The sequence below is a fragment of the Amycolatopsis sp. NPDC051102 genome, assembly GCF_040682815.1.
Taxonomy (GTDB): Bacteria; Actinomycetota; Actinomycetes; order Mycobacteriales; family Pseudonocardiaceae; genus Amycolatopsis.
On the sequence record NZ_JBFBBT010000026.1, the window covers coordinates 58,367 to 70,867 of the forward strand.

11 protein-coding genes are annotated in these 12,501 nt (G+C 70.4%); 5 read left to right on the forward strand and 6 right to left on the reverse strand.

All coding sequences use genetic code 11. The features are described from left to right. The first annotated feature begins 5 nt into the window (after positions 1-5). The 5 genes from AB0M93_RS42030 to AB0M93_RS42050 all read left to right on the forward strand — a co-directional run bounded on the left by AB0M93_RS42030 (position 6) and on the right by AB0M93_RS42050 (position 5,399). Positions 6-1,532: a right-handed parallel beta-helix repeat-containing protein gene (locus AB0M93_RS42030; RefSeq protein ID WP_364285231.1), complete on the forward strand. Its 1,527-nt coding sequence runs from the start codon at positions 6-8 to the stop codon at positions 1,530-1,532. Between the two features lies 1 nt (position 1,533). Then, positions 1,534-2,787 carry an O-antigen ligase domain-containing protein gene (locus AB0M93_RS42035; protein WP_364285233.1) on the forward strand — a complete coding sequence of 418 codons (1,254 nt, stop codon included), beginning with the start codon at positions 1,534-1,536 and terminating at the stop codon, positions 2,785-2,787. After that, positions 2,784-3,953: a glycosyltransferase gene (locus AB0M93_RS42040; protein WP_364285235.1), complete on the forward strand. Its 1,170-nt coding sequence runs from the start codon at positions 2,784-2,786 to the stop codon at positions 3,951-3,953. Before AB0M93_RS42035 ends, AB0M93_RS42040 begins: the two co-directional genes overlap by 4 nt. Continuing rightward, positions 3,950-4,597, forward strand: a complete 648-nt coding sequence (locus AB0M93_RS42045; protein ID WP_364285237.1) for a phosphatase PAP2 family protein — start codon at positions 3,950-3,952, stop codon at positions 4,595-4,597. The genes AB0M93_RS42040 and AB0M93_RS42045 overlap by 4 nt, the downstream gene beginning before the upstream one ends. 187 nt (positions 4,598-4,784) lie before the next feature. Further along, the gene (locus tag AB0M93_RS42050; protein ID WP_364285239.1) at positions 4,785-5,399 is read left to right on the forward strand and encodes a maleylpyruvate isomerase family mycothiol-dependent enzyme; all 615 of its coding nucleotides are present in this window, start codon (positions 4,785-4,787) and stop codon (positions 5,397-5,399) included. 195 nt (positions 5,400-5,594) lie between these two features. Here AB0M93_RS42050 and AB0M93_RS42055 read toward each other — a convergent pair whose 3' ends face one another. From AB0M93_RS42055 to AB0M93_RS42080, 6 genes are all read right to left on the reverse strand, one after another. Next, positions 5,595-7,055: a right-handed parallel beta-helix repeat-containing protein gene (locus tag AB0M93_RS42055; RefSeq protein ID WP_364285240.1), complete on the reverse strand. Its 1,461-nt coding sequence runs from the start codon at positions 7,053-7,055 to the stop codon at positions 5,595-5,597. Positions 7,056-7,169: 114 nt separating this feature from the next. Continuing rightward, positions 7,170-8,486, reverse strand: a complete 1,317-nt coding sequence (locus AB0M93_RS42060; RefSeq protein WP_364285242.1) for a glutamate-1-semialdehyde 2,1-aminomutase — start codon at positions 8,484-8,486, stop codon at positions 7,170-7,172. An 8-nt stretch (positions 8,487-8,494) separates the two neighbouring features. Then, positions 8,495-9,043, reverse strand: coding sequence for a dTDP-4-dehydrorhamnose 3,5-epimerase (gene rfbC / locus AB0M93_RS42065; RefSeq protein ID WP_364285244.1), 549 nt, complete (start codon positions 9,041-9,043; stop codon positions 8,495-8,497). Next, positions 9,040-10,224, reverse strand: a complete 1,185-nt coding sequence (locus tag AB0M93_RS42070) for a polysaccharide pyruvyl transferase family protein (protein WP_364285246.1) — start codon at positions 10,222-10,224, stop codon at positions 9,040-9,042. Before AB0M93_RS42070 ends, rfbC begins: the two co-directional genes overlap by 4 nt. Next, positions 10,221-11,165 (reverse strand): glycosyltransferase family 2 protein, encoded by a 945-nt coding sequence (locus AB0M93_RS42075; RefSeq protein ID WP_364285248.1) that lies wholly within the window; start codon positions 11,163-11,165, stop codon positions 10,221-10,223. The genes AB0M93_RS42070 and AB0M93_RS42075 overlap by 4 nt, the downstream gene beginning before the upstream one ends. Before the next feature lie 7 nt (positions 11,166-11,172). Then, complete coding sequence (locus tag AB0M93_RS42080) at positions 11,173-12,498, reverse strand: hypothetical protein (RefSeq protein ID WP_364285250.1); 1,326 nt, start codon at positions 12,496-12,498, stop codon at positions 11,173-11,175. Positions 12,499-12,501: the final 3 nt, after the last annotated feature.

Below are 12,501 nucleotides of genomic sequence, written 5' to 3' on the forward strand. Positions count from 1 at the left end.
CGCCCGTGACAGCCCGCCGCTTCCGACTCCGCCGAGCAGTTCCGCTGCTCGGCGTCCTGCTCACGGCTGCGGCGTGCTCGAGCGGGCCGGACTCCGCCACCGGGCCGGCCCAGGCCACGGCCGCGCCTAGCGGGTCGGTGGCCGCGGTGTGCGACAAGGAGCCGGCCGGGCCCGCCGCCGCGCCGGCGGGCGCTGTGGTCGTCGATCCGGCCGTGCCCGGCGACTTGGCGGCGAAGACGCGCTCGGCCGGGGCCGGCACGACCTTCTGGCTCAAGCCGGGCAAGCACATCCTCGGCGACGACAAGTACGACCAGGTGTCCCCGAAGGACGGTGACGTCTACATCGGCGCGCCCGGCGCGGTCGTCGACGGCCGGAAGATCAACCAGTACGCCTTCACCGGCCACGCGGTCAACGTCAAGATCACCTACGTGACCGTGCAGGGCTTCGCCGCCCCGCACGACGAAGGCGTCGTCAACCACGACTCCGGCGACGGCTGGGTGATCGAGCACTCGACCATCCAGGACAACGACGGCGCCGGGCTCATGGCGGGCGCGCGCCAGCAGGTGCGCGGGAACTGCCTGCGCCGCAACGGCCAGTACGGGATGAACGCCTACTCCGGTGCCACGCCGCTCACCGCGCTGGTCGTCGAGGGCAACGAGATCGCCGGCAACAACACCGGCGACTGGGAAGCCAAGATCGACGGCTGCGGCTGCAGCGGCGGGGTCAAGTTCTGGGCCGTGAACGGCGCCGACGTGCGCGGCAACTGGGTGCACGACAACCACGGCACCGGCCTGTGGGCCGACACGAACAACAACGACTTCCTCATCGAGGGCAACCTCATCGAGAACAACGACAGCGCCGCGCTCATCTACGAGATCAGCTACAACGCGATCATCCGCGACAACACGATCCGCAAGAACAACTGGGTCGACGGCCGCCGGTACGCCGACAAGGCCGACAACTTCCCGACGTCGGCGATCTACATCTCCGAGTCCGGCGGCGAGCCGCGGATCAAGGCCCGCACCGCGAAGATCGAGATCTCCCGCAACTACCTGGAGAACAACTGGTCCGGGATCACGCTGTGGGAGAACGCCGACCGGTTCTGCAACAGCCCGGCCAACACCTCCTCGGGCGACTGCACCCGGCTGGTGCCGTCCGTCAAGCAGTGCGCGGCCCCGGCGATCGCCAGCGGCGCGCTCCTGGCCGACTGCCGCTGGAAGACGCAGCACGTCGACATCCACGACAACAAGTTCGTCCTCGACCAGGCCGTCGTGGGCTGCCAGGCCTCGTGCGGCCGGATGGGCCTGCTGTCCAACTTCGGCAGCTACCCGGACTGGTCGCCGTACCGGGGCGACGTCGTGCAGCAAGCGATCACGTTCAACCAGGACAACCACTGGCACGACAACAGCTACGCCGGCCCGTGGACGTTCATCGCCCACTCGGCCGACCGCGTCCTCGAGATCGGCGAATGGGAAGGCGCACCGTACTCGCAGGACACCGGCAGCACCTACACCGCGCAGGCCGGGGGCTGACATGGCGGCGCACACCGGAACGGCAGGCATCCGCGGCGAAATCACCCCCGAGCCCGCGTCCTCGACGCCGAAGTGGGCGGGCCTGGCGTGGGCGCTGCTGATCCTCAACACGCTCGGGTCGACCGGCGCCAAGACGGTCATCCCGCTGCCGCGGTCGGTCAGTCAGCTGGTCACCATGGGTTCGCTCATGACGGCGTTCGTGATCGCGCTGGTGCTGAACAAGCACCTGCGGATCCGGCCGAGCGCGTACCTGCTGCTCCTGACGGCGCTGCTGGTGTCGAGCATCCTTTCCAGCGCCGACCTGCAGGAGGGCGCCGGCGCGTTGTTCCGGTGCTTCCGGCTGACGGTGTTCGTCTCGACGCTCTGGCTGCTGACCCGCTGGTGGGACGGCGGCTTCAGCTTCGTCCGCTACCACATCCGCACGTACGCGATCGTGCTCGCGTCGGTGGCGATCGGCCTGGTGATCTCGCCGGGCAACGCCATGCCGGACATCTACGGCGGTCGCCTTTCGGGCGCGATCTGGCCGCTCACGCCGCCGCAGATCGGCCAGTACGCGGCGGTCATCTCCGGGCTCACGCTCCTCCTCTGGTTCGGTCGCCGCACGACGTGGCGCAGCGCGCTGGCCATCGTCGTGCCGGTGGTGGGCCTGCTGTTGCTCACCCACACCCGCACGGCGACGCTCGGCCTGGTCGCCGGCCTCGCGGTGGCCTTCCTGTCGATGGTGCTGACCAGCGCCCGCGCGCGGAAGGTGTTCGCGTGGACGGTCGGTGTCGGCGGGGTCGCCGGCGTGGTGCTCGCGGGTGCGCTGCAGACGTGGTTCCTCCGTGGGCAGAGCGCCGACAACTTCTCCAGCCTGACCGGCCGCGCGAAGGTGTGGGACGCGCTCCTGGACGCCCCGCGGACGCCGTTGGAGTACATCTTCGGGGTCGGGCTGACGGACAAGTCCTACGACGGCCTCCCGATCGACAACAGCTGGCTCGCGATCTACCACGAGCAGGGCTTCCTCGGCATCGCGCTGGTCGCGGGGTTCCTCCTCACGTTGGTGGTGGTGGCCGTGCTGCGGCCGCCGTCACTGGCTCGCGCGTGCGCGATCTTCCTGATCACCTACTGCATTTCGGCCTCCTACACCGAAGCGGGACTCGGCGACGCGTCGCCGTACCTGCTGCACCTGGCGCTCGCCGCGTCGCTTCTGGTCCGCGGGGTGCCGGAGTCCGACGAACAAGCATTCATCCCGGCGAAGGGGACAGGCACGTGAAGGTGCTCGTGGTGCACAACCGGTACCGGTCCGAGCAGCCGAGCGGGGAGAACAACGTCGTCGACGCCGAGGTGACGTTGCTCGCCGAGGGCGGCCACCAGGTGTCGTTGTTCGAACGCCGCAGCGACGACATCGCGGCGATGCCGCTGCCCCGGAAGGCGGCGGTGCCGCTGATGGTGCCGTGGAACCCGGCGGTGCGGAAGGAGCTCGCCGCCCGGCTGCGGGCGTCGCGCCCGGACGTCGTGCACATCCACAACACGTTCCCGCTGCTGTCGCCGTCGGTGGTCGCTGCGTGCGCGGACGCAGGGGTGCCCGCGGTCGCGACGCTGCACAACTACACGATGGTCTGCCCACCCGGCACGCTCCACCGCGACGGCCGCATCTGCACCGAGTGCGTCGGCGGCTCACCGCTGCCGGCGGTGAAGCACGGCTGCTACCGCGGGTCGAGCGCGGCCACGGTCCCGATGGCGGCGAGCATGGTCGCGAACCGGCGCCGGTGGTGGACGGGCGTGTCCCGGTTCTTCTGCATTTCAGCGGCTCAACGTGACCTCCTGGTGTCGGCCGGGATGCCCGGCGAGCGGATGGCGGTGAAGCACAACTTCGTCACCGACCCCGGCGTCCGCCGCACCGGCGACGGCAAGCACGTGCTGTTCCTCGGCCGCGTCACCGAGGAGAAGGGGGTCGGCCTGCTGATGCGGGCCTGGGACCGCCTCGGCGGTGCCCTGGGCGTGCCGCTGGTCATCGCCGGCACCGGTCCGATGCAGGACGAGGTCGCCACCTGGGCGGCCGGGCGCACGGACGTCTCGTACGTCGGCCTCCAGAACAAGGCGGAGTGCCGGGCGCTGACCGCCGACGCGGTCGCGGTGGTCGCGCCCTCGACGTGGCTGGAGGCGTTCGGCCTGGTGGTGGTCGAGGCGATGGCCGCGGGAGTACCGACGGTGGCGGCGGCGCACGGGGCGTTCCCCGAGCTCGTCGACGACGGTGTCACCGGCCTCCTGCACGCACCGGGCGACGCGGCCTCGCTGGCGGACCGCCTGCGCGCGGTCGTCGGCGACCGCAACCGCGACATGGGCGACGCGGCCCGGGTCCGGTACGAAAAGGACTTCACGCCGGCGGTCGGGCTGGACCGGCTGATCGCCGGGTACGAGGCGGCGATCGCCGGGTGAGGCAGCTGGTCCGGACGGCACCCGCGGCCCTGCCGCCGGTGCTGCGTGCCCCGCTGGCGATGTCGGCTGCCCTGGCGACGGCGGTCGTCGTGGCCCTCGGCATCCTCCACTTCCACGACTCGGGCCTGACCGGGATCGACGCGGCGATCCTCCCGTCGATCGACGGGGTCCGGCCGCCGTGGCGCTACCTCGCCCTGGTCTTCGACTTCGGCGGCGAGCCCGTGGGGTCGGTGATCCTGGTGGCGCTGCTGGCGGGGGTGTGTTTCCTGGCCCACCGGGTCCGGACGGCGGTGCTGACGGTGCTGGGTGTCGTGGTCACGGTGGCGGTGACGACGGTGCTGAAGCCGATCGTCGGCCGCAGGATCCACGGCGAGTTCCTGTCGTACCCGAGCGGGCACACGGCCCTGGCCACGGCCCTCGCCCTGATCGTCGCGCTGCTGTTGACCGACCGGCTGGGGCTCGGGCGTGGGGCTGCGGTGGTGCTCGCCTTGGGCTTGGCGGTGGTCGCCGGGGTGGCCATGGGGTGGGCTGAGGTGGCGTTGGGTGCGCACTACCCGACGGATGCTCTCGGGGGGTTCTGCGCTGCCTTGGCCGCGGTGCCGGCGACCGCGTGGCTGCTGGATCGGGTCGCCGACCGGCTTTGACGGGCGATGGGCCGGGCTCGGTGCGCGGCTGACCGGTTCGGCGGGGCAGTGGACCGACGGCTGCGACCAGCTCGGTTGGGCGAGCGGTTCCTGGCGGGTGCTCGGCGGGGCGATCGGGCGGCGGCGGGTGTCGATTCCTGTGTGGGCCGTTCGTCGGTGGGGTGACCTACCTCCGAAGGAGACCCCCATGATCCAGGACATGATCGCCGCCGAGCGGCGGGAGCTGGCCGACCTTCTCGGCTCGCTGCCGCCCTCCAGCTGGGACTCGCCCTCCCTGTGCGCCGGGTGGCGGGTGGCCGAGGTTGTTGCCCACATGACCATGCCCTTCCGGCTCTCCACCGGGCGGTTCGTGCGGGAACTGCTCAAGTCCGGTGGCCGGTTCAACGTCATGGCCGACCGCGTGGCCCGGCGCGAAGCCGCCGAACTCTCCCGAGATGCACTCGTCTCCTCGCTGCGGGACAACGCCGACCACCCGTGGCGGCCGCCAGGGGGCGGGGCCGTCGGCGCGCTGAGCCACGATGTGATCCACGGCCTGGACATCACGACTGCCCTGAACCTTGATCGGCGAGTTCCGCTGGAACGCCTGGAAGTCATCTTCGCCGCAATGAAACCGAAGCAGGTCAAGTACTTCGGTGCCGATCTTGCCGGGATCGCCTTGTGTGCGAACGATCTCGACTGGTCGTACGGCGCCGGGACGCCGCTGACCGGGGCGGCCCAGGATCTTCTTCTCGTCCTTTCCAACCGGCGGTTGCCCGCCGGGCGTCTTCGCGGGGAGCCGAGTGCTCGCTTCACCGCGGGCTGAGGGAGCCGCGGGGGATTCGGTGCTGTCATGTCTCCGACGGTACCGAACACCCGTGCGAACGCCATCGCTGGAAAGGATGAACCGAGCGCTGTCCGGAATTCTCCGTTCGCGACTTTTCCCTTTGCTGCCAACGGAAAGCTGTCCGGCGGAGAGTGGAGGTGGCGAAAACTGTCGGACCCGGTCGGCAAGCTCCGATCAGCAGCCGGCAGTCCCGCCGGTGAACGAAGAGCACTCGTCCTGCGAGTAGGGCTTTGCCTGCCAGCCCGCAGCGTCGACCGTCTTGGAGGTGTCATGCGCCACGAAGGACCACGGCCCCGCATACGAATTGTCGTGCCAGCGGTTGGCCTGGTGGAAGGTGATGGCCTCTTCGACCACGGTTCCCTTGTAGGGCGACCAGTCCGGGAATGTCCCGTAGTTGGACAGCAACGCCATCCGGCCGCACAGGCTCGTGCAGCCGAGCCGGCCGGCGTCGAGCCGGAAGGTGTTGCCGTGGATCTCCACCCGCTGCGTCTTCCAGCGGCAGTCGTCGTACGCCGGCTGCTTCTCGATCGTGCCCGTGGCGCACGAAGACTTGGCCGCCGTCTTGGTGCAGTAGCCCGAAGACGTGTTCGCCGGGCTGTTGCAGAAGCGGTCGGCGTTCTCCCACAACGTGATCCCGGCCCAGTTGTCCTCGAAGGTGTTCCCGGAGATGTCGACGGCCGAGGTCCGGGCCCGCACGCGCGGCTCGCCGCCCGATTCCGACAGGTACACCGTCGCCACCGGGAAGTTGTCGCCGCGCGCCGCGAACGCGCGGCCCTGGACCAGGCTGTTGCCGCGGAAGGTGTTGCCGCGCAGCACCAGGTTGTAGCTGGTCTCGTAGAAGAGCGCCTCGGAGTCGTTGCTCTCGAACAGGTTGTCTTCAACCAGGAAGTCGTTGTTGTCCGTGTCGGCCCACAGGCCGGCGCCGTGGTTGCCGTGGACCCAGTTGCCGCGGATGTCGGCGCCGTCCACGGCCCAGAACTTGGCGCCGCCGCTGCACCCGCAGCCCGGCACCTTGGCCTCCCAGTCGCCGGTGTTGTTGCCGGTGATCTCGTTGCCCTCCAGCACGAGCCCGGTGATGCCGTCGCCCGCCTGGTAGGCGTTGAGCCCGTACTGGCCGTTGTTGCGCAGGCAGCTGTGCCGCACGACCTGGCCCGCGCCGGCCATCAGGCCCGCGCCGGCGTTGTCCTCGATGGTCGTGTTCTCGATCAGCCAGCCGTTGCCGGAGTCGTGGTTGACCACGCCCTGGTCCTGCAGGGCGGCGAACCCGCGGATGGTGAGGCCGTGGAGCTCGACCTTGCTCGCCTGCTGGGTGAAGGCTGCGCGGTTGACGTTGCGGCCGTCGACGACCGCGCCGGGCGCGCCGAGGTAGACGTCGCCGTCCTTGGGGACGACCTGGCCGTACTCGTCGTTGCCGAGCGTGTGGGTGCCGGGCTTGAGCCAGAACGTCGTGCCGGCCGGGTTCGCCGCGGTCTTGGCCGAGAGGTCGCCGTCGACACCCGGATCGACGGTGACGGCGCCGGGCGGCGGTGCCTCGTACTCGGTGGGCTGGTGGCCGCACACCGGTCCCGGTCCGTCCGCGCCGCGCGCGAGCCCGGGGCTCACGACGGCGATCAGGAGCGAGGAAGCAGCGGCCATTACCACACGAGATCTGCCCATGGAAGGAAGTTACGCACGAACGGGCCGGAAAACAGTCACCCTCAAGTGTCCTCATCGGACCCAACGGGTGAATCCGGCCCGTCCGTGCGGGGATCAAGCGTGTTTGCGGAACACGGGCTGCACCGGGCGCCCGCCCATCCACGGCGCCGGGTCGTTGGCGTCGAGGGCCTTCCGGTAGACCGTGCAGGCCTGCGCGACGACGTCGATCGTCTTGTCGATGTCCGCTTCGGTGAGCGCGGCACTGACCACGAAGGACGGTCCGAGCACGCCACCGCTGATCAGTTCGCGCAGGAACAGCGTCCGGTAGGGCTGCGACGGCTTGCCCTGATCGTCGAGCGTGCCGAAGACCAGGTTGCTGGCCCGGCCGCGGACGACCACGTGGTCCTCGACGCCGATCCCGGCCGCCACCTCGCGGACGCCGGCGGCGAGCCGGTCGCCGAGGGCGTGCAGGCGGCCGATGACGTCCTCTTCGCGGTAGACGTCCATGACCGCCATCGCGGCGGCCAGGGAGTGGGTCTCCGCGCCGTGCGTGGTCGAGAGCAGGAACACCCGCTCGCGGTCGGTGCGCAGGCCGCCGAGCTCCATCAGCTCCCGCTTGCCGGCCAGCGCCGACACCGCGAAGCCGTTGCCGAGCGCCTTGCCGAACGTCGAGAGGTCGGGCGTGACGCCGTAGAGGCCCTGGGCGCCGTGGGCGGACCAGCGGAAGCCGGTGATCATCTCGTCGAAGATCAGGACGACGCCGTGCCGGGTGGTGAGCTCGCGCAGGCCCTGCAGGTACCCCGGCGGCGGTTCCACCGCCGCGGCCGCCTCCAGGATCATGCACGCGATCTCGCCGTCGTGGCGCTGCAGCAGCTCCTCCGCGGCCTGCAGGTCGCCGTACGGGAAGGACACCACCGCTTCCGTCGTCTCGTCCGGGATGCCCGCGTTCATCGGCGTGGTGCCGATGAACCAGTCGTCGGTCGAGAAGAAGGCGTGGTCGGCGCACTTGGCGACGAGCCTGCGGCCGGTGGCGGCGCGGGCCAGCCGGACCGCGGCGGTCGTGGCGTCGGAGCCGTTCTTGGTGAACTTCACCATGTCGGCCGTCGGCACGTTCTCGAGGAACCGCTCGGCGGCCTCGGCCTCGATGATCGACGGGCGGATGAAGTTGCTGCCCTTCTCCAGCTCGCCTCGCACGGCCTCGACGACTCTCGGGTGGGCGTGGCCGAGGCTCACGGCCCTCAGTCCCGCGCCGTACTCGACGTACTCGTTGCCGTCGACGTCCCAGACGTGCCCGCCGCGGCCGTGCGAGATGACCGGGGCCATCCCTTCCGGGTACTGGTCCGAGCCCTTGGCGTAGGTGTGCGCACCGCCGGGGATGACCCGGTGCAGCCGCTCGTTCGCCTCCGTGGAGCGGGGCAGGTTCGTTCCCATGTCGTGGCTCACCTCGTTGGTTTCAACGCCTCTTCCAGAGAGGGCGCCCGTTCGTCCCGATCACTGACCATTGTGACCGACAGTGGCCAAGAAATGTCCAATTCAGGGTCTTTGTACGAAATCGTAATGTCTTCTTCAGGATCGTGTGCCCGATCGATGCGGTACGAAACATCCGATGGCTCCGTGAGCGACTGGAATCCGTGCGCGCACCCTGCGGGGATGTACACGGATACCTGCGTCTCACCGGAAAGTTCGAACGTTTTGATGTTCCGGAATGTCGGCGAATCCGGTCGGAGATCCACCACGACGTCGAAGATCGCGCCGTGCGAACACCGCACCAGCTTCGCTTCGCCGGCGCCGCCGCGCAGGTGCATGCCGCGGATGACCCCCTTGCGGGAGCGGGAAAGGCTGTCCTGGACGAAGCCGTCCGGGTCGATGCCCACCGACGCGACGACCTCACGGTCGAACGTCCGGCTGAAGAAGCCGCGCTGGTCCGCGTGCGGGGTGGGTTCGAACAGATACGCACCGTCGATCTCGGGCACCGGAATCGCCTTCATCGCGCACCCCCGAAGAGGGCCGCCGAAAGGGCGGCGAACTGGTCCTTGAGGCGTTGCGCGTTCATCTGGTTCCGTTCCAGGAGCGTCTGGCGAAGTTCTGCCGAACGGTTCTCGAGTTCCGTGAATTGTTCGACGAGCCGGTCGAAGGCGACGGTCTTCGCGCGCTGGGTGAAGCCGTCCAGGCCCATCTCCGCCATGAGCACGTCGTTCTTCGACGCGTAGCCGATCGCCACGGTCGGTTTCGCGACCTTCAGGGCGCAGAGCACGTTGTGGTAGCGCGTGGCCACCACGCTGTCCACCGCGGCCATCTCGTGCATCAGCTCGTCCAGGGTCTCCGCCGAAGCCGCCGTCACCAGCGGGGAATCGGTCTTCTCGATGATCTCGTCCACGACCTGCCGGTCGATCCGGTCGCCGATGAACAGCCGGACGGGTCTGCCCTGGTCAACGAGCCACGCGACGAAACGGTTCATCGTGTCCACGTAGTGGCGGTAGATGCGGTCGGCCTCGGCCCGGTCGTCGTTGCCGCCGTAGTAGGCCATCACGCCCACGCCGACGGTGCCCGGCTTGCCGTCGGCGGCCGGGGTGGGGAGGGAGAACGCGAGGTCGGGGTAGACCTGGTCGGCACTCGTGTCGACGCCCATGGCGCGCATGGCGTCGCGTGAGATGTCGTCGCGGTAGGAGCGGTAGGCGGCGAGCCGGCCGGACCAGCGGACCAGCGCCCGGGTGGCCGGGGCGCTGATGCGGCCGGCGCCGACGCACACGAGCGCCACCTTGGTGCCGAAGAGGCGCCCGGTGGCGGAGAGGAGGAAGAGCGAATACGGGAAACCCCAGGGACGCAACGGGAGCGTCGCTTCGAGGACGCCCATGCCGGGCACGATGACGACGTCCTGCTTCCGGACCCAGGCCGCGGTGCGCGCGATGTCGACCAGCTTGCCGAAGCCCTTGAGGGCGATCGAGCGCAGGCCGGACGCCGTCTCGTACTCGGACTGGTTCCAGTGCAGCGGCGTGGCGTCGAGGCCGTACCGCTCGCGGACGATCTCCGGGCCGCCGACCAGGGCGCCCAGGACCGCGTCCGGGTACTCGGCGCGCAGGTAGCCGAGCACGGCTTCGAGGGAACCGTCGTTGCCGAGGTTCCCCGAGCCGAGCAGCCCGAACACGCCGACGCGTGGCGCACGCTTCACGCGAGCCTGCCTTCCCGGCCGGCCACGATCTCGTTGACCGTGGCGACGTCGGAGGCGGTCGGCGCGCGGTCCTCGACGCGCTCGCCGTGGCCGGAGCGGGCCCGGTTCGTCAGCCAGGCACCGAGGTGGCCGAAGCACTCGCGCTTGTCGGCGGCCGAGATCGGCGCGCGCCGGATCAGGTCCGCGAACCCGTAGACGTACTCGCCGAGCAGGCGGACGGTGGGATTCCGGAGCCGGTTCGCGCGCCGCGGGTCCAGATTCGCGCACCGGCTCCGGATGGTCGGGTTGGCCCGTTCCGCGCGGCCGGGGTGGTCGCGGCGGAAGTAGAGCAGCTCGGGCACCTGGTAGAACGGGCCGTGCAGGGCCATCTCGGCCGAGTACGTGCGGTCGGCGTGGTGGTAGCTGTCGAGCGGCTTGACGCGGCGGAGGACGTCGGCGCGGATGACGCCGTAGAAGTCGTCGCCGCCCGGCTCGAACAGGATGCTGCGGAAGCGGTCCGGCGCGTGCAGGGAGCCGGTGTCGAGGGTGTACTGGAGCGGCTGGACGATGCGGCCGTCGCCGTCGATGATCGCCTGGTCGCAGTGGGCGAGGATGACGTCCGGGCGCTCGTCGAGGGCCTCGACGCACCGCTTGAGCAGGTCGCGGGCGTACAGGTCGTCGTGGGACACCCACTTGAAGAGCTCGGTGCGGGACACGTCGAACACGAAGTTGTGGTTCGGCGTCGCGCCGATGTTCTTCGGCTGGCGGACGTAGCGGATCCGCGAGTCCTTGTCGGCGTAGCGGCGGCAGATCTCGTCGGTGCCGTCCGTCGAGGCGTTGTCCGAGATGATCAGCTCGAAGTCCTCGAAGGTCTGGCCGAGCAGGGCGTCCAGGGACTCGGCGAGGTACTCCTCGCCGTTGTACACCGGGAGGCCGAGGCTCAGCCGCGGGACGGTGGTCATGGAGTCCTCATTCCTTGATCGGCTCTTTGATCGGCTCGAACACCACGGTGGGCTCGTCGGCCCCCGGCGGCACGTACTCGCGCAGCCCGCTCCGCAGCTGGAACCACCAGACGACGGAGCCGCTGAGCGTCGCGGTCGCGACGCCCCACGCGGACCCGGCCGCGCCGTCGGCGAACGCGCCCGCGATGCCGAAAGTGACGTAGAACAGGGAGGCGACCAGCTGCGAGCGCAGGCTCCGCTTGGCCGCGCCGAGCGCGCGCAGGCCGGCCGCGGCGCCGGTGGCGAAGCTCGCGCCGACGACGGCCAGGGTGACCGGCAGGATCAGCGGGGACGACGAGTCCCACACCGAGCCCATCACCCAGCGGCCGGCGCTGTCGGGCACCAGGAGCAGCAGGCCCAGGCCCCAGCAGAGGGCGGCACCCGCCTGGCCGCCGCCGAGGATGATGCAGAAGTGCTTCAGGCGGTGCGGCGCCCGCTGGAGCACCCGCGCGCCCTCGGCGACGGTGACCAGGGACAGCCCCATCAGCAGGGCCAGGAACGGCCCGAGGAGCTGTTCGGCTCCGCGGACCGCGCCGACGGCGGTGATGCCGGCGATGGCGCCGAGGCCGTACGCCCGCAGCTGCGACGCGCCGCTGTTGCTGACGTTCTCGACGAGGTAGCGGACGCTCAGGTCGCGTTGCGTGCGGAGCCAGCCGGCCATCTCCCGCGGGTGCGGGAGGATGCCCGTCTGGAACCAGCCGAACACGGCCGCGACCGCGCCGGAGAGGCCCCAGGCCAGCACGAACGCGACCACCGTGTGGATGTGGGCGGCGACGTACAGGGCCGGCAGCAGGGCGATACCCCACACGGAGTCGTTGATGAACGCTTTCTTGCCCGCGCCGCGCGCGAAGAACGCGAACCGCCAGGCGTCCTGCAGGAGCAGGCCCGGGAGGACGACGGCGAGTGCGACGAACGCGCTGCCGAGCGGTCCGCCCGCGGCCAGGCCGGCCACCAGGCTGATCACCCCGGTCGCGCAGCCCACGCCGATCGCGGTGCCCGACGCGCTGGCCACGCCCGACCGCCACCGGTCCTCCGGCACGGCGCTGAACCGCACCATCAGGGGGTCGGTGGCCAGGCCGCGCGAGACGTTGAGCACCACGCCGTAGGTGACCCAGGCGAGGCTGAAGATGCCGAAGGCGAACGTGCCGAGGGAGCGGGCCACGTACAGGCCGACGGCGAAGTTGGTCAGGCTGGACACCGCCTGGTCGCCGAGGCCCCAGCTGAGCCGCCCGGCCATCGCGCGCACCGCGCCCGACCGGAAGATCGAGCGCGGCGCACGGCGGTGGTCGGCCACGTC

What these genes read in the sequence shown, in the direction of transcription:
- AB0M93_RS42035 (WP_364285233.1), top strand. Translation starts at nt 1,534, where the DNA reads ATGGCGGCGCACACCGGAACGGCAGGCATCCGCGGCGAAATCACCCCC.
- AB0M93_RS42060 (WP_364285242.1), bottom strand. Translation starts at nt 8,486, where the DNA reads ATGGGAACGAACCTGCCCCGCTCCACGGAGGCGAACGAGCGGCTGCAC.
- AB0M93_RS42075 (WP_364285248.1), bottom strand. Translation starts at nt 11,165, where the DNA reads ATGACCACCGTCCCGCGGCTGAGCCTCGGCCTCCCGGTGTACAACGGC.
- AB0M93_RS42055 (WP_364285240.1), bottom strand. Translation starts at nt 7,055, where the DNA reads ATGGCCGCTGCTTCCTCGCTCCTGATCGCCGTCGTGAGCCCCGGGCTC.
- rfbC (WP_364285244.1), bottom strand. Translation starts at nt 9,043, where the DNA reads ATGAAGGCGATTCCGGTGCCCGAGATCGACGGTGCGTATCTGTTCGAA.
- AB0M93_RS42050 (WP_364285239.1), top strand. Translation starts at nt 4,785, where the DNA reads ATGATCCAGGACATGATCGCCGCCGAGCGGCGGGAGCTGGCCGACCTT.